The following is a 22,742-nucleotide window of genomic DNA, read 5'->3' on the forward strand; positions in this document are numbered from 1 at the left end:
TTACACTCCTACCGCGACTGAAACAGGTTCTGCAAGCGATACTGTAGGTGCTAGACCCACTGGGTAACCGATATAACCTGTAGGTAAGTATTCAATCACTTGAACTGGAAGGACGATTTCAACATCCCCTGCTTTCACAGCGATACGTTGACCATCTTGAACATTTAAGCGTGCTGCATCTTGTTCACCCACAGCAAACATTGCTTCAGGAATACGTGATTCCATCGCAGGTGTTTTCACTGTAAATTCACCAGAAGCGAAGATGTGATGCATCGGTACAAGACGGAAGCTTTCACCATTAACCGCAACAGGTGCAGGTGCAACGAATGTACGTGCTGGACGTTTCGCTAAACGATCAAATAAACGAACGCCTGCATCACCACCTTTTAAGTGACCACCCACGTTGTCTTGGAATTTGTTCCAAGCTTGTGGTGAGTTCCAACCTGCAGACCAAGCAAATGGTACAAGTGAAGCTGGAGTTTGGTTACCTACATAACCTTCCATAGAGAACGTCAACGCAGAGTCTTTATCGACTGGTTGTTTTGGTTCATGAATAGAAAGTGGTGCGCGCATCGCAGTACGACCTGAGTAACGACGTGGTTCACGTGCCACTTTCAGACCATGTACACGGAAGCCAGCATCTGGTGCTACATCTTGAATTGCTTCAAGTGCAGGAACGTTTTTCGCTACTGACTCAATCACGTCATCAAGAACTGTCCAAGAAATCGCTTTGCCTTTCACGCCAGTTTCAATGGCATGTAACCAGCGCCAAGATTCTTTGATCGCAAGTTCTGGTTTGTAGTAGCTTGGGTCATACACTTGGTAGAAACGTTGTGCACGGCCTTCCTGAGAGACAACAGTACCATCACCTTCAGCAAATGAAGCAGCAGAAAGTACGATGTTGGCTTTTTTCACAGTTTCAGTTTCAGAATGATCAAGTACGATCACTTCTTTACCAGAAAGTGCAGCATTCACCTGCGCGGCTGGTAAACGACGATAAAGGTCATTTTCCACCACGATCACGGTATCGTAATCTTGTGCGAATGCTTGTTCTAAACTTTGACCACCAAAGATCGCTAAGCCCATTGAGTTCACTTCAGGAACAGTCAATGTTAAGCCCGCATTACCAAGGTTCTGTGCAACTTGTGCAGCAGCTTCCATGATTGATGCGTCTTGCAAGCTTGTACCAGAGATGATTAATGGTTTTTTCGCAGCTTTTAAAGTGTCAGCAATGGTTTGTGCAAATGCTTTTGCATCGTCATCCAAACCTAAGATCACTTCACCTTTGACAGCAGCTGCGACCGCAAAACCTAAACGTGCAATGTCGTTAGGTGATGCAACAACTTCACCTGTTGCAACATCAGCTAAACGTGTTTGAGTTGCAGCAAGGATGTAAATCGGAGATTTCGCATCTTGAGCAATACGTTGTACAGGCTCAGCCAACCACTCTTGCGTACGGCGCTCTGCAGCCATTTCTTTGGCTTTATTTTTCGCAGCTTGGCGAACAGATAGAGCCATACGTGGTGCAGTTTGAGTTAAGTCTTCACCCAAAATCAACACAGCATCGTAGCTTTCGATTTCACGCATACCTGGGTTATAAACACCTTCGGTTTGCATGATAGAAGCTGCAAGCTCAACAAGTTTTTGCTCTTTTTGAGACATACCTGTTGAGAAGTTGTCTTGACCTACAAGTTCGCGAAGCGCGAAGTTTGATTCAAGTGACGCACGTGGTGAACCGATACCCAATACTTTTTTGCCTTGGATATTTTCAATTACGGTATCCAATGCTTGGTCTACAGAAACTGTAGTCACATTTGCACCAGAGCGGAATTGTGGTTGACGTGGACGATCTTCACGGTTCACATAACCTGTACCGAAACGACCTTTATCGCAAAGGAAGTATTGGTTAACTTCGCCATTGAAACGGTTTTCGACACGACGAAGTTCGCCATAACGTTCACCTGGAGAAATGTTACAACCTGAAGAACAACCTTGGCATACGCTTGGCGCATACTGCATGTCCCATTTACGGTTATAGCGTTCTGAGTGAGTTTTGTCGGTGAATACACCTGTTGGACAGACTTCAGTCAAGTTACCTGAGAATTCAGATTCTAATGTGCCTGACTCTGGACGACCGAAATACACACGTGATGCATTGGCATACACGCCAAAGTCTGTACCACCTGCGTAGTCTTTGTAGTAACGAACACAACGGTAACATGCGATACAACGGTTCATCTCGTGCGCAATAAACGAACCTAATTCTTGGTTGTAATGCGTACGTTTAGTGAAACGGTAACGACGACGGTCGTGTTGCGTCATCACAGTCATATCTTGTAAATGACAGTGACCACCTTCTTCACAGACTGGGCAGTCGTGTGGGTGGTTGGTCATCAAGAATTCAACAACAGAAGCACGGAAATCTTTTGCTTCTTTGTCTTCAATCGAGATGTAGGTATTGTCAGCAGCAGGTGTCATACATGACATCACCAAGCGACCGCGAGTATCTTCAGGGTTCGCATATTGAGTGACAGCACATTGACGGCAAGAACCGACAGAACCTAAGGATGGATGCCAACAAAAGTATGGGATATCAATGCCAAGACTCAAACATGCTTGTAGCAAGTTTTCCGAGCCGTTGACTTCATACGATTTGCCATCGACATGAATTGTAGCCATAGTCGAATTCCTTAAGCTTGTTCTACGTTGCTAGTTTGAGCAGCTGCGTTTACAACTTTTGCTTCAAACTCGCCACGGAAATGTTTGAGTGCGCCCATAAGTGGTTCCATCGCACCTGGAGCGTGAGCACAGAAAGTTTTACCAATCCAAAGCTTACGAGTTAGTTCTTGTAAGTGATCGATATCTTCTTTTTTACCTGTACCATCTTCCAATGCTTTAAGCGCTTTAACCGCCCAAGGTAAACCATCACGGCATGGTGTACACCAACCACATGATTCACGCGCAAAGAATTCTTCTAAGTTACGGGTTGCTGAAACCATACATTGAGTTTCATCTACAACCATGAGCAAACACGTACCTAAACGTGAACCTGCTTTCATGATGTGTTCCGCATCCATAGGAAGATCAATGTGCTCTGCTGCCAAGAAGTCAGTTGATGCACCACCTGGTAACCATGCTTTCAGTTTTAAACCGTCACGCATACCACCGGCATGTTCTTCAATCACTTCACGTGCAGTTGTACCGAATGGTAGTTCCCAAAGACCTGGGAATTTTACTTTGCCTGAAGCGCCATAAATTTTAGTACCTGGATCTTTCGACTTACCTTCAGATAAACCGATATACCATTCAGGACCACGAAGCATAATTGCGGGTAAGTTGTTGTAAGTCTCTACGTTGTTAACAATCGTAGGACGACCCCAAGCACCTGCAACTTGTGGGAATGGCGGTTTAGTACGAGGGTTCGCACGGCGACCTTCAAGCGAGTTAATCAATGCAGTTTCTTCACCACAGATATAACGACCCGCACCAGTATGCACGTGTAACTCGAAGTTCCAACCTGTACCTAAGATGTTTTCACCCAAGTAACCTTTGGCACGAATTTGGTCCAATGCTTCATTTAAGTATTGAGCCGCTTCGATGTATTCACCACGGATGAAGATATAACCCTGTGTTGCTTCTAATGTATAAGCAGCAATCAACATACCTTCGATCAACTGATGAGGAAGTTTTTCCATCAACAGACGATCTTTAAAGGTACCTGGTTCCATTTCATCGGCATTACAGATGAGGTAACGAGGGCCTGAGTTATCATTTGGCGCCATAAGCGACCATTTGATCCCTGCAGGGAAGCCCGCACCACCACGACCTTTTACAGTCGCAGCTTTGATCACTTCAAGCACTTCTTTCGGTTGCATGCCAACAGCCTTCTTAAAGCCAGCATAACCTTCAAGTGCTTCGTAATCATCTGCACTGCGAACGTGTTCCTGTTTGCTCAAACGCCAAGTTAATGGGTGAGTTTCTGGGTTACCGTCGCCATAAATTGGTTTTGGTTCAGTATTCATACATACTTCTCCAATAACTGTTTAATTGAAGTCACTTCAACTAGACCGTGAGTGTCTTCGTCAATCATTAACGTCGGACCTTTGTCACAGTTACCTAGGCAGCAAATTGGCAATAAAGTAAAGCGACCATCTGCAGTCGTTTGACCAAATGAAATGCCTAATTCACGCTGGAATGCTTCAGCAAGTGTTTCCGCACCCATCAAGAAACAAGCAATCGAGTCACATAATAAAATTACGTGGCGACCAACTGGTTGACGGTAAATACGGTTATAGAAAGTTGCAACACCTTCTAGGTCTGCAAGGCTCATGCTAAGCAATTGCGCAATAGCATTCATCTGTGCATCATCTACCCAGCCATTACGGCGTTGTACACACTTCAAAGCATCAAGACATGCTGCGCGTGGGTACGGATAGTGACCAATGTGATGTTCGATATCGTGGATTTCTTCCGCAGTTAAAATCCCTTCAACATTCACACGTGGTTTTTTGTCAGTCAAAATCATCATAATGCGATTACCCCTTAGCGATCCACGTCAGCCATTACGACGTCAATTGTCGCTAAATAAATGATTAAGTCAGACATTAAGCTGCCGTTAATCACAGAAGGCATTTGCTGTAAGTGCGTGAAGGTTGGTGTACGGATACGTGTACGGTAACTCATCGTTGACTTGTCTGAAGTCAAGTAGTAGTTCGACGCACCTTTTACCACTTCCGCCATTACAGAGCTTTCGCCTGCTGGCATTACAGGACCCCATGACACGCTCAAGAAGTGCGTAATCAATGTTTCGATGTCTTGTAAAGTTTTATCTTTTGGTGGTGGAACAGCCAGTGGATGGTCTGCTTTGTATGCACCAGAAGGCATGTTGTCTAAACATTGCTTGATGATTTTCAGCGATTCTTCAATTTCACGGAAGTGAACAAGAACACGTGCATAAGCATCGCCTTCGTACTCTAAAGGCACATCAAAGTCGTAGTTTTCGTAGCCGCTATAAGGACGGTATTTACGAACGTCGAAATCAATACCTGTAGCACGTAGACCAGTACCCGTTACACCCCAAGCCAATGCAGATTTAGCATCATACTGAGCAACATTACGGGTACGACCGATAAACACTGAGTTTTTAAGTGCTGCAGTGTAGTACTCGTTCATACGCTTCGGCATCCAATCTAGGATTTCGCGAATGAGGTGCTGCCAGTTGTTTGGCAAGTCGTGCGCTGTACCACCGATGCGGAACCATGCTGGGTGCATACGGTAACCCGTGATCGCTTCGATCGCGTCATAGATTTTTTGACGGTCAGCGAACATATAGAATACTGGGGTCATACCGCCGGCATCCTGAATCGCAGTACCAATGAACAATAAGTGGTTATTGATACGGAACAATTCAGACATCATGACACGGATACATTGTGCACGATCAGGAACGGTAATCCCTGCCATTTGCTCTACGCCAAGAACGTAAGGCATGTTTTGCGCACAACCACCTAAGTAGTCAACACGGTCTGTATACGGGATGAATGAGTGCCATGTTTGACGCTCAGCCATTTTTTCCACGCCACGGTGGTGATAGCCGATGTCAGGAACACAGTCTTTCACTTCTTCGCCGTCCAACTGCAAGATCACACGGAATGCACCGTGCGCAGATGGATGGTTAGGACCCAAGTTTAGGAACATGAAGTCTTCATCATCGTTCCCACGCTTCATACCCCAATCTTCAGGTACGAAACGAAGATGTTCTTGTTCGTAATCCTGTTTCGCTTGGTTTTGGCGATAAGGCGTGTATTCAGTCGCACGTGCAGAATATTCTTTACGTAACGGGTGACCTTCCCAATATGTTGGCAACAAGATACGACGGAGCATTGGATGCCCTTCGAAGTTGATACCAAACATGTCGTAAGCTTCACGTTCGTACCAGTTGGCATTTGGCCAAATGTTGGTTGCCGTTGGAATGTTCAAATCTGACTCATTCAATGCAACTTTAATACGAATATCACTGTTACGCTCAAGCGATAACAGATGATAGAACACAGTGAAGTCAGATGCAGGCAGACCATCGCGGTGTGTACGTAAACGCTCATCAACCGCAGACAAGTCAAACAGCATCACGTATGGACGTGACACCGTACGCAAGAACATTAAAACTTCTTGTACACGTGCGCGCTCAACCCAGACTGTTGGAAAGTCTTCAAAAGTCGTTTGCACGTAGAAGTTCTCACCAAATTTGGTTTTGAGCTCTTCTACAATTGCAAATGCAGGGCGGGAATCAACTAGAGTTGATTCTGGCATAGCAATGTCAGTTTCAGCCATTGGCTTGGCTTCCTATTTAATACAAATTCAGTCAATCAAAACGACAATTACACCCAGTCCGGGTGTATCAATATTTCGTCGCAGTGATTATTTAATTTCATCCATTGAGCGTAAGTTTTTCACTGCAATACGCTGTGCGTTCTTACGGTCACGTTCTGGCATCATCTTTGGCTTATACACTGGCTTAAGATCATCACCAATCACTGCCGATAAAGGACGGCGCTCAAGTTGAATCTGGTCTTGCAATAACATCAATGCCTGAATTAAAGCTTCAGGACGTGGTGGGCAACCCGGGATATACACATCGACAGGGATGATTTTATCCACACCTTGTACAACTGAATAAATGTCGTACATACCACCAGAGTTTGCACATGCGCCCATTGAGATTACCCATTTAGGCTCAAGCATTTGCTCGTACAAACGTTGAATTACAGGCGCCATTTTCATGAAGCATGTACCTGCAACAATCATCAAATCAGCCTGACGTGGTGAAGCACGAATAACCTCGGCACCGAAACGTGACAAGTCATGCACGCCTGTTAAAGTCGTTGCATACTCTACGTAGCAGCAAGATGTACCAAAGTTGAACGGCCAAACTGAGTTTTTACGACCCCAGTTTACTGCTGTATGTGCAACATCCTCTAAACGAGTCATGAACACATTTTTATTCACTTCTTCTTCAAGCGGATCGGTGACGATTTGACGCTCTTGAAGTGGATATTGATCAGCATCCGGATTCGCACGGGTTAATGTATATTTCATCCCGTCTTACTCCTTGTCAGATGATGCAGTCGGTGACTTAGATTTCACACGACCAGATGATTGCGCTGGAATTTGACCTGTAGGGTCCATAACCAACTCTTCAATAGAGTTAAAGCGTGTGATTTCTGCGATATCCATATTTGGCGAACCAATTTTAGGTTTAATTCCCGCCGCTTTACGCTTGTCAGAAGGTGACCAATTCAAACCACCAGAAGACAATTCATAAACCAAACCAGCAAGTAAAACTAAAATAAAGACTGCTGCAGCTGCAAAACCAACCCACCCAGTTTCACGAACAGAAGATGCCCATGCATAAAGGTAAAGTGCTTCGATATCGAACACCACGAAGAAGATCGCAACTAAATAGAATTTCGCAGACAAGCGAATACGTGCACCACCAGCACCTACTACACCTGACTCAAACTGCTCTTGCTTAGCACGACCCCATGATTTACCCCCAAGGAGTAAAGGGACGGTCAGCATAAAGACGCAAAGGAATGTAACGCCGATCACGAAGGCAATAATTGCCCAATCGTATGGAGTAATGGCACTCATGCGGGGATAACTCCTGGCAGGCCTATTTATTAACAAAGAATGTATGTATTGGCCTTCAAATACACCAAACACAAAATTAATCCCGCCAATTGTACCTGATTGAGGAGGCTTCTTGCTAGCTTATCGATATTCGTCTTTAGGATGATTTTTTAATCATTTCAGCATTTAAATTGGGTTTACTCCCTTAAATTTAGGATTAATCGCTTAATTAGATTAGATTGCATTTTTTTATTAATTATTACATTTATGTGATTTTAACAGAAAATTATGACTGTTCAGTTTCATGAACAAATCCTTTAACTTTTAGCTCATCTATTAAATTTTCATGGCCGTATCATTTATTAAATAAATTCCATCATGTGTCAAATTGGTTGCCTGTTTGATTCCATCTATTAGCTTTGATCTTTCCCCTAAAATGAAAAACAAGTTGAATTTGCACAAAGAAAAAAGGCTTTTTTTAGCTTCTTGTGACTTTTTTGCAATTCTTTGACACGACCCACAAAGAGTGTGATATTTGTAGTTAAAACAGAAAAAGCAATCACAACGGAGAGACAATAATGACTTTAGAATTTACGCATAAACCTGATTATTTTCTATCTGCACAATTGGTGATTCACCATATTAAAAGCTACTTAGATAAGCATCCTGATGCTCAAAATGCCATTTTTGATTTACGTGATATCTATGAGTTGTTACGACAAGATTTAGCTTCTGCAACAACCAACCTTAACGGGATTATGAATATTGCAGATGAATATAAACTTGAAACTTTAAACGGTGATCAAAAACTTATTAGCAATTATTCTATCGATGCTAAAAACAACTCCTTACTCATCGATTTTAATGCAGATGCTCTTGCCGCATTAAAAAATGGCAAACCTATTATTGAACCCGATGCAACAATTACGGAATAAGTAGAAAACTGATATCAAAAAGCCATTCAAATTGAATGGCTTTTATACTTATCATTCACTAAAATCAGCTCAGCTACATATCTAAGCTTACTTAATTTCCATTGGTACTCGGCTCTTTAATATCTAACTTCGGTTTATTTTTCTTAAAACGAGTTGCAGGCCATGTCATGGTGAAACGCGCTCCACCTAATATTGGACTTTCATCAATATCAATAGTCCCGCCAAACCAATATGCAATACGACTAACAATCGATAAGCCTAAACCATAGCCCCCTGAAGCACGGGTACGACTATCATCTAAACGTGCAAAAGCATCAAAGATACGCTTACGATCTTCTTCTGGAATGCCGGGGCCATCATCTTCAACACAGATATAAGCCATACCTTCATCATTCACACCACCACTAATCAGCACTTTATCGTCACAATATCGCACTGCATTCCCCACCAAGTTTTGTACAACACGGTGTAAATAGCGACGCTCGGTTTCCACAACCACTCCAATTGGTGGTGCTTGCAATTCCAAGGTTTTCCCAGTCTTTAAGGCTTCAGTTTCAATCAAGACCTGATCTAAAACTTCAAACAAGCTAACATCTTCAAATTCTAAAGATGGCATGCCCTGTTCGAGCTTAGCATAGGTCATGATTTCATCAATCAAGGTATTAAGCGCTTCGATATCTTTGTCGATTTGTTCAACTTGTTGCTGCCGGTAATCATAATCATCTTCATCCGCCATCATTTCTACACCAAAGCGAATACGTGCCACGGGTGTCCGCAGTTCATGCGATACCGCGCGCATCAACTCACGCTGTGCTTCAATTAAACGCTCAATATGATCTGACATGGAGTTATAGCTCGATGCTAAAGTACCAAACTCATCCGTGCTTTCGACAGGCAGACGTACAGATAAGTCCCCGCCCTTCATTTTATTTAACGCATAATTTACAGCACGCAGCTTACGTTGCATCGGCACCAATAGACCATAAACACCCAAGCTCAAGACAAACAAGCTCAGTAGCGTAATACCCGCTGCCAACTGGAAAGGCATCCAATTAAATAATGGTACCGGCCCCATGACCAAGACTTCTGAAGTTGAGCTTGGAATTGGTGATACGATCGAAATAGTTGTGCCGCGCTCAGTCGCACTATCACGATACAAAATAATGCTGTGATCTAAACGTAGTCGGCCGATTTGCTCAGAATCTAAAGGCAAACTTTGAACATTTTGAATTGAAATTGGATAAGAAAAATGATGTTGGATTTTTTCAAGATATTGTTTTTCTTGACCAGGGTAATACACCAAATAATCCAGTATAAATACAGGCAATGCTTTCATTTGGCGTTCTGAAATATTATCAGCTTTTATATACAGTAGATGTGCAGGATCATCTTTTAAACCAATAATAATATAAGCTGCTGTGGTTTGTGCGTCCCAACGCACTACAGCTTTACGCTCTTCTATACGTTTTGTTTCCGCTCGGGTTAAATCAACCTGATTAGCTTTTACATAATAAATAGGCAACTCAAGTAGATCGGATGCATCTGACACCCAATCTGACTTTTGTTGTTCATTTGGCTGACGTGCAATACCTTCACTTATAATGAAAGCCAAACCGTCAGTAAGCGATTCACGATATTCTTGCGCGCGCTGGTAGTTAATGATTTGCACCAGCAAATAGCCAAATGTAGCGACTAAAAAGACTAAAATCAGTAGCCCCGCATAAACGCGCAAAAATATACTGTGTTTAAACACGTAAAAGTGTCCTACTTTGCCAAACTAAGGGACGGTATTTTACATTAAATGCCGTTGGTTTCTTTTACGAATAAATAACCTTTACTACGTACGGTCTTAATACGTTTCGGGTTTTCTGGATCATCACCAATTTTTGGACGAATTCGCGAGATACGCACGTCAATTGAACGGTCTTGACCATCGTATTCAATACCACGCAGACGCTCAAAAATATCTTCACGAGAAAGAATGCGACCCGCATTAGATGCCAACAGCCATAAAAGGTCATATTCTGCACTGGTAAAGTCAACCAACTCATTATTGAGTGTGACAGAACGACCACCATTATCAATTACAAGATCATCAAATTCGATGCGCTGTGCAACTTCATCTTCTGGTGCTTTGTCTGTACGACGTAATAATGCACGAATACGCGCAAGTAAAACGCGAGGTTGAACAGGTTTTGCAACATAGTCATCTGCACCCATTTCTAGACCCAACACTTGGTCCATGTCTTCGGTACGTGCAGTCAACATTAAAATTGGTTGATGGTAGTGTGGACGAACTTCACGACAAATGGTTAAACCATCGGCACCCGGAAGCATCACGTCGAGTAATACCATATCTGGTTGTTCAGCGATAATACGGCGAATCGCACGATTACCGTCTGGTTCTACCCCAACTTCAAGTCCGTTACGGATTAAGTATTCTTGAGTTAAACGAGCAAGACGCTCATCGTCTTCAACAATTAAAATTTTAGGTAACTTTTCTTCTTGGCTCATTGATTGCCCCTTATTTGATTGGGCGTATCCTATTTGAAATCCGATAGATACGCTTAAACATAGTTTGCAATATACACACGTTTACATTGTAAACAAGATGGCATTCACCAAACTGATACATCAATATCGTATTTTGTAATAAATTTTAACCTGCTACATTTTTGCAGCCGTATTTACCAATCATTTCCATACCCTATTGCTCACAATACCAACAATTATAAATTTGGATACATTTTCATCGAATAAAAACTGACTGATTAATTCACAACTTTTTAGGCTTTCTGAAGTTATCCACAATGTTATCTATAAGCACTCTTTTTCGACTTTGCTATGCTATGCCCTTGTCGGATAAGGCATATATAACAAAGATAAAAAATAGGGATTTTTTGAGATGGATTTCTGCCAGAAAAGTTCAAAGCATTTAGTAAAATGTCAATATTGATATACCCTGAATTTTCCCGTATCTTGTGTTCAATAAATTTTTAAACCACTAGGTCTTGTGTTTAAACCTCAAACACTGTGGCATAAAAATTGCCCAGTTCAAACGGTCCTAACATAAAAATAGATGACAAATGGAGCTATGCTAGCATGAGCGTAACGAATTCAACCCCTGGTCAAATTCAGGTGATTAAACGCACCGGTGACGTTGCACCTTTTGATGCAGAAAAAATCTCTGTGGCGATTGGTAAAGCGTTCTTGGCCGTTGAAGGCCAGCAAAGCGCTGACTCCAGCCGTATTCATGACCGTATCTCTCAATTAACTGAGATGGTGTTGAATACCTTTAACCGTCGTTTACCTTCTGGCGGTACCATTCATATTGAAGAAATTCAGGATCAGGTTGAACTTGCGCTTATGCGTACAGGTGAGCAAAAAGTTGCTCGCTCTTACGTGATTTACCGCGAACAACGTGCCGAAGCTCGTAAACAAACTGGTGCTCACCACCACCCTACTTTACAAGTGACAGGTTCAAACGGTCAGCTTAAACCGCTTGATCTTGGCGCACTTGAGGCAAATATTGTTAAAGCAGCTGAAGGTTTAGAAGGCATCGATGTTCGAGCGATTATCGATGAGACTGTAAAAAACCTTTATAACGGCGTAAAAGAGTCAGACATCTCAACGACCATGATGATGGCTACTCGTACACGTATCGAACAAGAACCAAACTATACATATGTGACTGCGCGTTTATTGCGTAACGACCTTGTTGCTACAGGGTTAGAGTTCTTAGGTTTAGATAGTGACACGAATGAAGGCGACGCTTTAGAAACTTTCTTGAAGAAAGGTATCGAGCTTGATCTTCTTTCTCCAGAACTACTTAACTTTGACCTTGCAAAATTGGCTGCTGCGATTCAACCAGAACGCTCAAACCAATTTACTTATTTAGGTCTACAAACCTTATTTGACCGTTACTTCATCCACTCAGATGGTGTACGTTTCGAATTACCACAATTATTCTTCATGCGTGTTTCAATGGGTCTTTCATTGAACGAAGCAAACCGTGAAGAACGTGCAATCGAATTCTATAACTTATTGTCTAGCTTCGATTACATGGCGTCTACGCCTACTCTATTTAACTCTGGTACTTTACGTCCACAGTTATCTAGCTGTTACTTAACAACGATTTCAGATGACCTTTACAACATTTATGGCGCAATGCGTGATAACGCAATGTTGTCTAAATGGGCGGGCGGTTTAGGTAATGACTGGACGCCAGTTCGTGCGCTTAACTCGTACATCAAAGGTACGAATGGTAAGTCACAAGGTGTTGTACCGTTCCTTAAAGTTGCCAACGATACTGCTGTTGCAGTCAACCAAGGTGGTAAACGTAAAGGTGCAGTATGTGCATATCTTGAAACTTGGCACTTGGACATCGAAGAATTCCTAGAACTTCGTAAGAACACCGGTGATGACCGTCGTCGTACACACGACATGAACACAGCGAACTGGGTTCCTGATTTGTTTATGCAACGTGTATTCGAAGATGCTGAATGGACTCTGTTCACACCATCTGAAACACCTGATTTGCATGACCTAACAGGTGCAGCATTTGCTGAACGCTATGCTTACTATGAAGGCATTGCGAAAGAAACCAACATGCTACATAAGAAAGTCCGTGCGAAAGACTTATGGCGCAAAATGTTGTCTATGTTGTTTGAAACTGGTCACCCTTGGATCACATTCAAAGACGTATGTAACTTACGTTCACCACAACAACACGTTGGTGTAGTTCACTCTTCTAACTTGTGTACAGAAATTACGCTGAACACGAACGAAGATGAAATCGCAGTATGTAACTTAGGTTCAATCAACCTTGTACAACACGTTCAAGGCGGTGTGTTAGATCGTGAAAAGCTTGCTCGTACAGTTAAAACTGCTGTTCGAATGCTCGACAACGTGATTGACATCAACTACTACGCTGTTCCTCAAGCACGCAACTCGAACTTAAAACACCGTCCAGTGGGTATGGGTATCATGGGCTTCCAAGATGCTTTATACGAAATGAAATTGGCTTATGGTTCTGATGCTGCGGTTGAGTTCGCTGATGAATCGATGGAAGTGATTTCTTACTACGCGATTCAAACATCTAGCGACTTGGCACTTGAACGTGGTACTTACGAGACATTTAAAGGTTCACTTTGGGATCAAGGTATCTTACCAATTGACTCTTTAGATATCGTACAAAAAGCTCGTCCTGACCGTATGTTCGAAGTTGACCGTACAACACGTTTGGACTGGGATACTTTACGTACTAAAGTTCAAAAAGACGGTATGCGTAACTCAAACGTGATGGCGATTGCACCGACTGCAACCATTTCGAACATTTGTGGCGTGTCTCAATCAATCGAACCAACCTTCCAAAACTTGTATGTGAAATCTAACCTTTCTGGTGAATTCACAGTGATCAACCCGTACCTAGTGCGTGCGTTAAAAGATCGCGGTCTTTGGGATTCTGTAATGGTGAACGACCTGAAACACTTCGAAGGTTCGGTTCAAAAAATCGCACGTATTCCTGAAGAGCTTAAAGCAATCTTCGCGACTGCGTTCGAAGTTGAGCCACGTTGGATTGTTGATGCTGCATCACGTCGTCAAAAATGGATCGACCAAGCTCAGTCTCTTAACCTTTACATCTCTGGTGCAAACGGTAAGAAACTTGATATGACGTACAAAATGGCATGGTTACGTGGTCTAAAAACGACTTACTACCTACGTGCATTGGGTGCGACTTCTGCCGAGAAATCAACCATTAACACTGGTGCATTGAACGCGGTTAAGCCTGCTACTGTTGCTGCACCTGTAACTGCTGTTGCGAAAGAAGAACCTAAAGCTGAAGTTGCTGCTGAAGAAGAAGGTTTTGGTCAAGCAGCTCCAGTGCCAATGGCATGTTCAATTGACAACCCTGATTGTGAGGCTTGTCAATAAGTTAACTGAATTAGGAATCAACCGGGATTTATCTCATCATTGCGATCTAGCAATGGTTGATTCTTATGAGTGGTTAGCATAAGAACTCACTCTTGCTACTTCGTATTGATTGATTCCGTTTAGGAGCGAACATGTCGAAGAAGTTGAAAGATTTTCGGAAGAAAGTGCGTGTAGTTATTGAAGAGTCTGAAAGAGTTATATACCGAGTACTTCTAGTTTGTTACTTAATGACAAGTGGAAGCGCTGGACACTCCTCAGATATTCAAGCTCAAGATATTGAAGAGACATTAGTGACTCAAGTTGCTAAATCTCACAAGGAAATATAATTCAACAAATTATATTTCTAATCCCCCTAAATCCCCTTTTTCCAAAGGGGGACTTCCGTGAAAACAAAATAATTCACGGAAATCCCCTCCTTTATTAAAGGAGGGGTTTGGGGAGGATTTAATATTTAACAATCAAGGACACCACCATGCCACATATGACGCATAACTATCAGTTAGGGCTTATCGCTTTGGTGGTTTCTTTTATTTTGACTTTTTATGTCCCGATCGCCTATTTCTGGTTTAAGGCATATAAATCGCGTAATCAAAATAAGTAGTGGGGATATTTGCTCTACCGAACACTTTTAGAGCAGTGATCGACAAAACTTAATTTTGCTTACACAAATTGAGCGTATAGTAGGACATCTCAGCGACGCTGGATGTCTATAAAAGATATAAAGCAACGAAGAGAGAACTGTTATGTCTATCCTAAGTTGGGACGATTTCGAAGATGATGAACCGAAACAAGCTGCACAAGCTCACCAGCCTGCGCCCGTCGAACCGCAAAAAACGACTGATTCGCAAGTGGTATCTAATGCACAGCACTCATCGCCGAATTTGGCAGCTGCACAACCCGCTCGAACCAGTACGAATCGACCAACAGATCCAACCGATCCGTTGGCAAGAGCATCTAACGCTCTAGAAAATCTAGACGTTGCACCTGGCTTAGAAGAGCTAGAAATGGGTGCTCAGCGTGTTCAAGTTGACGATAAAGCGATGATCAACTGCCGCGCTGACTTAAACCAACTTGTACCATTCAAATACGAATGGGCTTGGCAAAAATATCTAGACGGTTGTGCAAACCACTGGATGCCACAAGAAGTGAACATGAACCATGACATCGCACTTTGGAAGTCTGAAAATGGCTTAACCGAAGATGAGCGTACCATTGTTATGCGTTCTTTAGGTTTCTTCTCGACTGCGGATTCATTAGTTGCGAACAACTTGGTTCTTGCAATCTACCGTCACATTACTAACCCTGAATGCCGTCAGTACATCTTACGTCAATCATTTGAAGAAGCGATTCACACGCACGCTTACCAATACTGTATCGAATCTTTAGGTATGGACGAAGGCGAAGTCTTCAACATGTACCGTGAGATTCCTTCAGTGGCTCGTAAAGCAGCTTGGGGTCTGAAATATACACAATCTTTAAGTGATCCTACGTTCAAAACAGGTACACCTGAAAACGACCAAATCTTGCTTCGCAACTTGATCGCGTTCTACTGCGTACTTGAAGGTATCTTCTTCTACTGTGGTTTCAGCCAAATCTTGTCTATGGGTCGTCGTAACAAGATGAATGGTGTTGCTGAGCAATTCCAATACATCTTACGTGATGAATCTATGCACTTGAACTTTGGTATCGACATGATCAACCAAATCAAGATCGAAAACCCTCACCTATGGACTGCTGAGTTCCAAGAAGAAATCATTCAAATGATTCTTGAAGGTACTATGCTTGAAATCGAATATGCTCGTGACACTATGCCACGCGGTGTATTGGGTATGAATGCAGGCATGATGGAAGAATACTTGAAGTTCATCTGTAACCGTCGTTTGAGCCAATTAGGCTTACCTGAACAATTTGCTGGTGTGAATAACCCATTCCAGTGGATGTCAGAAATGATGGACTTACGTAAAGAGAAGAACTTCTTTGAAACTCGCGTAACGGATTACCAAACTGGTGGCGCGTTAAGCTGGTAATTGATATTCAAAACATTGCGCGACACATAAGTTGTCATTTGCGACACATAAAATGTCATTGCGCGACACATAAGTTGTCATTGAGAAACCGCCATTCATGGCGGTTTTTTCTTTAATCCAAATTGAATTTTAATCACATGAGTTAATCTAATTTAACTATTTGATCATCTTTCCAAATATAAACTTGTTTATGCCGATGTTGGTTAGTTCTGAAATATTCATACACCTCTACACCACCCTTATAGTTTTGTGTCCGCTCCCCACACAATATCCACACAAAAGTTTGTTCAGTTTCCGTCAGATATTTTTGAAAAAGATCTTTTCTTAAGTATGATAAATTGCCTCGCAAAGTATCATTATCCGATTTAAATGTTCTAAAAATAGATCCTACCCCATCAAGATCATATAAGTCTGGATCACCATTATGATATTTTAAACCTAGTCTCTGGCATAGTTCAGGGGTTGGAAAATCAATTCCTCCAGCTTGATTCAAAGTACTGTGATAAGACTCCCATGCATAAGATTGCACAGGAAGTTCTATTGGAAAGCTAGACTCATCTGATCCATCAAAATTCATTTGACTACTTACATTGTGATTTAGTTTAAAAAATGTATTTCCTAAAACCATTTCACCTGCGTATTTGTAATGGTATTCAGGAGTTTGTGGCAGAGCATTATTACCAAGATAATCTTCATTAAAAACAAAATCACTTATTTTGGAAATGTGCTCATTAGCAACAAAAAAACCTCTCATGAATGTAGATATTTCACGGTAATCCGTTTTTGAGCCCTCTTTCAGAAATCCATTCAGCAAAATCCAGCTATTAGTTTGGGTAAACTGCTGAGTCTCTAAAAGATTCAAATAATTCGGGGTTGGTCCATTTAAAATCCACTCCCCAATATCATTTGGAGAATCAGTAAATATATTTGTAAGTTCAGGACCCCAAGAATTATCAAGCTTAGGGAACGTTGGATCGATACTTACATCGCTGCATCTTTCATTAACACGCCAATCATCTAAAAGTTCTCTATCAGCCTTCCATCCATACATTTCATAAAAAGCAATCCAACTATATTTTTTCCCATACCTATCTATTTTTACATCACGGTTATAGTAAGAATTCGAACTTATGTCTCGATCAATTTCTTGAAATTTTTCAGGTTCATATCCAAGTTGAATCATTCTCTTTAAAATAGTTCTTCGTGTATGAACATAGTCAGGATGTGAATCATCATAATTAGCTCTATCAGTGGTAAGTCTTCCAATAGTGTAATTATTAAAGTCCATACGGAGGGCTGCTTCTTTGACTTCAACTAGTTTCTCTTCACTAATATCCGGCAGACTCTCAAATAGATTTGGTAAATGTTCATAAGGTTTTCGACAATAATCCAAATACTTTTGACAGATAAAATTCTGATTTACTGTTAAAGCATAATTAATAGTCCCTAGTAAATATTCTCTCAGAATTGTATGTGTAGTAGAGTATTTGGCATTAGGTATAAAACAATTTTCTATAATTTTTTTGGCGAAACCGCAAACATTACTATTTATTTTTTCTGCATCAATAAAATCAGCACTCAAAATAGCCCCATATGCTGCCGCAAAAGTTCTTTCTGGCACATATGGATCTGTAATATCTAATGAGTTAATTGCCATCTCAAAAAATGATCCTGGATCTTTTCTAGCATATATAGACAGTACTTTTGTTGCTTGATCCCTTAAATCTCTATGATTAGTTGTTAATAACCATTGAACCCATATAGCTCGACCTTTTTCGCTAGAACCAATTTGCACTTCAGACAATCTTTTTTCAAGAAGCTCTAAGTCATTTTTAAGTTCTTTAGAATTTTTCCTTACCCATTCAGACCATGTTAAATCACGGTATGTATTACTCATATTTCGTAAAGCTTTATCTAAGAAAGCGGCATCAAATGGATGAGCATATGCTGACCGAGTAGTTTTCAGCTTTTTAAATGCTTGAGAAGCAAATTGCTCTGAGGATAATAAATAGTTCTGAAATTCTTGAATGGTTTCCCTATTGATAAGACTTGCTTGCTCTTGAGTTGTTTGTAAAAGAGCACGTTCTTTAAAATCACCCTCTAACAATTGCCAAAGATGTTTTCTCACATAATATTTAGGATATAGACCAACTAATGAGTTAAAAACATCATAAGCCAAGGTGTTTGAATGTGGTTGATTATACTGAATTTTATGAATATTTTTCCTAATCCAACTATTGAAATCACCTTTCAAAAGGTATTCAGCTATTTTAAACCCAGCCATTAAATCATAAGAAAAACCTATCTCATGATTACCATTTTGTGATCTATACTTTAATAATATACCCTCGGATTCAAGGCTTTTTATTAAGCTGCTTCCTGACCTCACGACTTCATTAGCAATACTACGAGCCTGATTAAAATCTAATGTCCTACGATTTTCTGCCCATAACACTTCAGCAATTTTCAATAAGGTATCTTCAATATCTTCATGATATAACCTTTGATTTGACGGAGATAAATCTACAATATGATCAATTGCTTTTTCAAAGTATTTCTCAAATATAGCAACTTGAGAACGGGGTAATGCTTCTACACCTACAACTATTCTTCTTTCTGAATTTGCTAATTCACAGTAAAGTCTTAACGTTAAAGGATGTGAAAGTAGTTCGATTGGTATATCTGCATCTAAAGCATCTATTTTGTAATGTTCAAAATAACAATGTATCGCCGCAATTGGATCATCTACAAACCCATTCAACTCAAAAGTTGGAGTTTTTTCTGGAATACAATCTTTATAAAACTCCCCTCTCAAAGTTAGTACTAGTAATATATTTGGATAGTTTTCTAGTAATGCATTTGCTTTAGCTACTTCATTTCTCCAATTTCTTGGGTCTTCAGACTCACTTAGCCCGTCAATTATAATTGGAATACGTTTACAAAGGCGTTGACCTGCTGCATCTACTGCTTCTAAAAGTTCCTCAAATGTATTAATAGGTCGTCCATATATCTTAAAATTTTTGACTAAATGATCTAAAGTTTCGCCTGCATTTAAATCTTTTCCTAAAAAAAGAACTCCAGCATTAATGCCATCTCTTGGTCTACATATTTCTAAAGCAAGATCTGTTTTACCATCGCCAGCCTTACCAACGATAGTAATGACCTTGGCATTTAAAGCATTCCTTACCTTTTTTATTTCTTCTGAAAAAGCATAAAATTCTGCTAACAAATTTGCTGCAAACATAGCAGTATGGCTTCTGTTAGCTCGTAATCGAGCTAACGTTTTCCTATATTTAGACCAATCACAACTTAAATCTTCAACCAAAAGCTCTTTTGCTTTTTCAAAATTTCCTGCTGCCAACTCTGAAAATAAAGAATTTAAAAAACTACTCAATCTTTCCCCATCAGCTATAAAATCGGGCAAGGTGGTTTTGACATAGCTATCCTCAAGATTAACCGCATCTTTGACTATTTTTAAATTATTGCCTATAGATTTCTCAAGGCTATCTAGTGATTCCCAAGAAGCGTGCCTTCCTAAACATTTCTCAATTATCTTTTCAGCTTTAACTGTTTGGTGCACTTCAGGTTGAAACTTTTTACTATGAGTAGATGATATGATTTGGTAATGTTGATTTAATACCTGCTCATCAATCACCAACTCACCAAAATAAGCCTCTCGCAAAGCTAATGCTGGCCCAACCAATAAACTCTCAATGTCATCACAAGTTTGAAGATGGAGTTTAAATGGATAATCAGCTTGTAATCCATAAAACCACTTTTGATCGCCCTCTGTAAGAATATATTTAGTCCATAAAACCCAATCCGTTAAATGAGGTAAATATTTCTTAGATTTAGTAAGTCCATCAATAATTTTTTCTTTTCTAGTTGTTCCTATTGCTCGTGCTCTAGGTAGGTCATACCATTTACATTGCCATCCATACCATCGTGTAGAGCCTCCTAAAGCACAGTCTTGTTCTAACTTTAGATGGAACTCAACCCCAGCCTGATTAGCAAGCTCTTTAAAAGAACCATATTGACCATAGTGCCTTCTTATTAAGGATCTACAAAGTTTTTCAAAGTTTACGTCAGCTGCACCAGATAAATTTTCAAATTTACTCCAATTAAGTTGAGACATTCTATTTTCCCTCAACTTTCTCAGGATTCTCAGGATTCTCAGGATTCTCAGGATTCTCAGGATTCTCAGGATTCTCAGGATTCTCAGGATTCTCAGGATTCTCAGGATTCTCAGGATAAAAATGCTTGGAGTAAACTTCTACTTTTGCACCAGCATCCACAAAAATTTTAATAAATGCGGATATATCAATCTCATCCGTATCAATCGTTATCTTATTTTCATCTCGCTCTAAATAATAATCAGAATTAAATTGGTCTATTTCTAATGGAGATAAATGATTAACTTGCTGTTCTTGAAGAGCCTCTAAGACTTCTTTAGAAAATTTATGATTTTCTGGAGATTGACCAGATAAGTAATATTCCTCATGTTCAGAAGCTTTTTTCAACTTTGCAATAAGCTTTTCTATATTTTCAGCATCTTTAGCCTGAACAAATGATCCTATTAACACCAAATTCATTGAATGCTCTGAACCATAACTATTCCAAATTTTCACACTTTCCCCCTTACTTACATTCTTTTAATAACTGAAGTACATCCAAAATACTTTTTTCACCAATTTGCTGACCACTCTTTGAATATGAACTCGCTTTAAGAAAACCCAAGGCATCTATATGGGCATAAGCATTAAGCCCAGTTTCCATCAAAAGTGGATTACATATAAAATTTGCTTCAAGCCCAATATCACTTATAGTTAAACGAGTTTCGCCACCATAACCTTCTATCCATTTCGTCATCTGCTCATAAGAATCTTTTGATAAACCTTTGACAGTTTCAGTAGCTTGCTGAGGTAAAAGTAGAACTTCAGATATATCAAATTTCTCTGCAATTTCAGTCACCTTATCAAGTTCCTGTATAGTCAAATCATTAATTACAACATTAAAACCCAAAGAGGTGATTTGTCTTGTTCTTTCAATGCGTTCTATTAATTTATCAAATTTTCGACCACGAAATTTTTCATAAGTAGCCCCGACCCCGTCAATACTTATTCTTATGAAATGCACATTTCCTTTAAGATCAGCCAATAGATCATCATTTAGACGATGTCCGTGAGTAGTGAATGTTACTGCTAAATCCGTCTCATTAGCTGCAAATTCACATAACTGAGCAAATTTTGGATATAAGGTTGGTTCGCCCCCTCCAAAACCCACTCCCAAAGTACCAAGCTGATCAATTTCTTTTAACCATTTTTTTAAGTAATCAAATGAAAGAGTTGCTTTGATTTTAGGTGCATAGCAGAATTTACAATGCAAATCACAAATATTAGTAAGTGCTATAGAAACCTGTCTTGGGGCTAGAGACCATTCAGATTTAGGTAGAAGGCATTCGTCTATTAGAATATTGTTGCCAGTAGTTCGGTCAAAAAAATGAATCCCGTCTGGGCCTATTCTTTTTTTCATTGTAAATAAATGAATCAGTTAAAATAATGATTTTAACCTTAAAAGTTAAATTGATTTATGAAAATCGTTATTTCTTTATCTAATACTTTAAGCCAATCATTTAGCTCAATAACATCTAAACGTCTTTCTAAAATTTCAACTTTTGAAACATACGATTGAGGCTTATTCAAACGACGAGCAAGCTCAACCTGAGTCACATTTTTAGACTCACGAAGTTCTATAAGTTTCTTAATTAGGTCTTGATACCTAGGATCGTGTATTGAGCGCATGGCTCAATATCAGTTACAATTAAAAATATCCCAAAATAGGATATTTTTAATTTAACCCTATCTGTTTACTGATTTTTTCTTTTGGATAATCTTTGAGCGATAGTTTAGGAATGCACTGTGAAGCAAAAATTTTCTATAGTCAAAATCAATAGCATTGTCAAAAAAAATTTAGCAGGTGTAACTGTTGAACAGATTTGCGAAGAGTACAAAATTAGTGTTGCTACTTTCTATCGTTGGAAAGCAAGTTATATAGATATCAATGAGCAAATTTTGACTCGATTAGATAAATTAGAACAAGAAAATTTGGCTCTCAAACAAATGTATGCTGAAGAAAGACTGTCTAAGCGCCTAGAAATGTAATATGTATTCATCAAATCTCGCATGTATATTACAAAGACAATTTATGTGCAAAAAAT

17 protein-coding genes are annotated in these 22,742 nt (G+C 40.2%); 5 read left to right on the plus strand and 12 right to left on the minus strand.

The annotated features are described in order from the left end of the window. From nuoG to ndhC, 6 genes are all read right to left on the minus strand, one after another. Complete coding sequence (gene nuoG, locus FTU13_RS02625) at window positions 1-2,679, minus strand: NADH-quinone oxidoreductase subunit NuoG (RefSeq protein ID WP_180126188.1); 2,679 nt, start codon at window positions 2,677-2,679, stop codon at window positions 1-3. Window positions 2,680-2,690: 11 nt separating this feature from the next. Next, window positions 2,691-4,022, minus strand: coding sequence for an NADH-quinone oxidoreductase subunit NuoF (gene nuoF, locus FTU13_RS02630; RefSeq protein ID WP_180126186.1), 1,332 nt, complete (start codon window positions 4,020-4,022; stop codon window positions 2,691-2,693). Further along, entirely contained in the window at window positions 4,019-4,528 is a 510-nt protein-coding gene (nuoE, locus tag FTU13_RS02635) for an NADH-quinone oxidoreductase subunit NuoE (protein ID WP_078191103.1), read from the minus strand. The genes nuoF and nuoE overlap by 4 nt, the downstream gene beginning before the upstream one ends. A 14-nt stretch (window positions 4,529-4,542) precedes the next feature. Continuing rightward, window positions 4,543-6,330 carry an NADH-quinone oxidoreductase subunit C/D gene (nuoC, locus tag FTU13_RS02640; protein ID WP_180126184.1) on the minus strand — a complete coding sequence of 596 codons (1,788 nt, stop codon included), beginning with the start codon at window positions 6,328-6,330 and terminating at the stop codon, window positions 4,543-4,545. 87 nt (window positions 6,331-6,417) lie between these two features. Further along, window positions 6,418-7,095: an NADH-quinone oxidoreductase subunit B family protein gene (locus FTU13_RS02645; protein WP_078191105.1), complete on the minus strand. Its 678-nt coding sequence runs from the start codon at window positions 7,093-7,095 to the stop codon at window positions 6,418-6,420. A gap of 6 nt (window positions 7,096-7,101) precedes the next feature. After that, complete coding sequence (gene ndhC, locus FTU13_RS02650) at window positions 7,102-7,650, minus strand: NADH-quinone oxidoreductase subunit A (RefSeq protein ID WP_078192295.1); 549 nt, start codon at window positions 7,648-7,650, stop codon at window positions 7,102-7,104. 557 nt (window positions 7,651-8,207) lie between these two features. Here ndhC and FTU13_RS02655 point away from each other — a divergent pair. Continuing rightward, the gene (locus FTU13_RS02655; protein WP_078192296.1) at window positions 8,208-8,564 is read left to right on the plus strand and encodes a hypothetical protein; all 357 of its coding nucleotides are present in this window, start codon (window positions 8,208-8,210) and stop codon (window positions 8,562-8,564) included. Window positions 8,565-8,655: 91 nt separating this feature from the next. Here FTU13_RS02655 and bfmS read toward each other — a convergent pair whose 3' ends face one another. Continuing rightward, on the minus strand, window positions 8,656-10,317 hold the full coding sequence (bfmS, locus tag FTU13_RS02660; protein WP_180126182.1) for a sensor histidine kinase BfmS: 1,662 nt from the start codon (window positions 10,315-10,317) through the stop codon (window positions 8,656-8,658). A 44-nt stretch (window positions 10,318-10,361) separates the two neighbouring features. Further along, window positions 10,362-11,078, minus strand: a complete 717-nt coding sequence (gene bfmR / locus FTU13_RS02665; RefSeq protein ID WP_067764711.1) for a response regulator transcription factor BfmR — start codon at window positions 11,076-11,078, stop codon at window positions 10,362-10,364. Window positions 11,079-11,666: 588 nt separating this feature from the next. On the opposite strand from bfmR, the gene FTU13_RS02670 reads away from it, so the two are divergent. The 3 genes from FTU13_RS02670 to FTU13_RS02680 all read left to right on the plus strand — a co-directional run bounded on the left by FTU13_RS02670 (window position 11,667) and on the right by FTU13_RS02680 (window position 16,525). Beyond that, complete coding sequence (locus FTU13_RS02670; RefSeq protein ID WP_180126180.1) at window positions 11,667-14,498, plus strand: ribonucleoside-diphosphate reductase subunit alpha; 2,832 nt, start codon at window positions 11,667-11,669, stop codon at window positions 14,496-14,498. Window positions 14,499-14,629: 131 nt separating this feature from the next. Further along, a complete protein-coding gene (locus FTU13_RS02675) occupies window positions 14,630-14,824 on the plus strand; it encodes a hypothetical protein (protein ID WP_180004740.1) in 195 nt (64 codons plus the stop codon). 417 nt (window positions 14,825-15,241) lie between these two features. Beyond that, complete coding sequence (locus tag FTU13_RS02680; RefSeq protein ID WP_078191110.1) at window positions 15,242-16,525, plus strand: ribonucleotide-diphosphate reductase subunit beta; 1,284 nt, start codon at window positions 15,242-15,244, stop codon at window positions 16,523-16,525. A gap of 142 nt (window positions 16,526-16,667) precedes the next feature. Here the strand turns inward: FTU13_RS02680 and FTU13_RS02685 are convergent, their stop codons facing one another. The 4 genes from FTU13_RS02685 to FTU13_RS02700 are packed head-to-tail and all read right to left on the minus strand — an operon-like array spanning window position 16,668 to window position 22,326. Beyond that, window positions 16,668-20,660 carry an NACHT domain-containing NTPase gene (locus FTU13_RS02685; protein ID WP_180126178.1) on the minus strand — a complete coding sequence of 1,331 codons (3,993 nt, stop codon included), beginning with the start codon at window positions 20,658-20,660 and terminating at the stop codon, window positions 16,668-16,670. Window position 20,661: 1 nt separating this feature from the next. After that, window positions 20,662-21,153: a DUF6375 family protein gene (locus FTU13_RS02690; protein ID WP_180161095.1), complete on the minus strand. Its 492-nt coding sequence runs from the start codon at window positions 21,151-21,153 to the stop codon at window positions 20,662-20,664. A gap of 10 nt (window positions 21,154-21,163) precedes the next feature. Beyond that, entirely contained in the window at window positions 21,164-22,057 is an 894-nt protein-coding gene (locus FTU13_RS02695; protein WP_130073942.1) for a radical SAM protein, read from the minus strand. Window positions 22,058-22,095: 38 nt separating this feature from the next. Then, a complete protein-coding gene (locus tag FTU13_RS02700; RefSeq protein WP_130073943.1) occupies window positions 22,096-22,326 on the minus strand; it encodes a helix-turn-helix transcriptional regulator in 231 nt (76 codons plus the stop codon). A gap of 117 nt (window positions 22,327-22,443) precedes the next feature. Here FTU13_RS02700 and FTU13_RS02705 point away from each other — a divergent pair, with 117 nt between their 5' ends. Continuing rightward, complete coding sequence (locus tag FTU13_RS02705; protein WP_130073944.1) at window positions 22,444-22,686, plus strand: transposase; 243 nt, start codon at window positions 22,444-22,446, stop codon at window positions 22,684-22,686. The last annotated feature ends 56 nt before the right edge of the window (window positions 22,687-22,742 follow it).

Source organism: Acinetobacter sp. YH12064, from assembly GCF_013419735.1.
In the GTDB taxonomy this organism is placed as follows: domain Bacteria; phylum Pseudomonadota; class Gammaproteobacteria; order Pseudomonadales; family Moraxellaceae; genus Acinetobacter; species Acinetobacter amyesii.

What these genes read in the sequence shown, in the direction of transcription:
- nuoG (WP_180126188.1), bottom strand. Translation starts at nt 2,679, where the DNA reads ATGGCTACAATTCATGTCGATGGCAAATCGTATGAAGTCAACGGCTCG.
- nuoF (WP_180126186.1), bottom strand. Translation starts at nt 4,022, where the DNA reads ATGAATACTGAACCAAAACCAATTTATGGCGACGGTAACCCAGAAACT.
- nuoE (WP_078191103.1), bottom strand. Translation starts at nt 4,528, where the DNA reads ATGATGATTTTGACTGACAAAAAACCACGTGTGAATGTTGAAGGGATT.
- nuoC (WP_180126184.1), bottom strand. Translation starts at nt 6,330, where the DNA reads ATGGCTGAAACTGACATTGCTATGCCAGAATCAACTCTAGTTGATTCC.
- FTU13_RS02645 (WP_078191105.1), bottom strand. Translation starts at nt 7,095, where the DNA reads ATGAAATATACATTAACCCGTGCGAATCCGGATGCTGATCAATATCCA.
- ndhC (WP_078192295.1), bottom strand. Translation starts at nt 7,650, where the DNA reads ATGAGTGCCATTACTCCATACGATTGGGCAATTATTGCCTTCGTGATC.
- FTU13_RS02655 (WP_078192296.1), top strand. Translation starts at nt 8,208, where the DNA reads ATGACTTTAGAATTTACGCATAAACCTGATTATTTTCTATCTGCACAA.
- bfmR (WP_067764711.1), bottom strand. Translation starts at nt 11,078, where the DNA reads ATGAGCCAAGAAGAAAAGTTACCTAAAATTTTAATTGTTGAAGACGAT.
- FTU13_RS02670 (WP_180126180.1), top strand. Translation starts at nt 11,667, where the DNA reads ATGAGCGTAACGAATTCAACCCCTGGTCAAATTCAGGTGATTAAACGC.
- FTU13_RS02675 (WP_180004740.1), top strand. Translation starts at nt 14,630, where the DNA reads ATGTCGAAGAAGTTGAAAGATTTTCGGAAGAAAGTGCGTGTAGTTATT.
- FTU13_RS02680 (WP_078191110.1), top strand. Translation starts at nt 15,242, where the DNA reads ATGTCTATCCTAAGTTGGGACGATTTCGAAGATGATGAACCGAAACAA.
- FTU13_RS02685 (WP_180126178.1), bottom strand. Translation starts at nt 20,660, where the DNA reads ATGTCTCAACTTAATTGGAGTAAATTTGAAAATTTATCTGGTGCAGCT.
- FTU13_RS02695 (WP_130073942.1), bottom strand. Translation starts at nt 22,057, where the DNA reads ATGAAAAAAAGAATAGGCCCAGACGGGATTCATTTTTTTGACCGAACT.
- FTU13_RS02700 (WP_130073943.1), bottom strand. Translation starts at nt 22,326, where the DNA reads ATGCGCTCAATACACGATCCTAGGTATCAAGACCTAATTAAGAAACTT.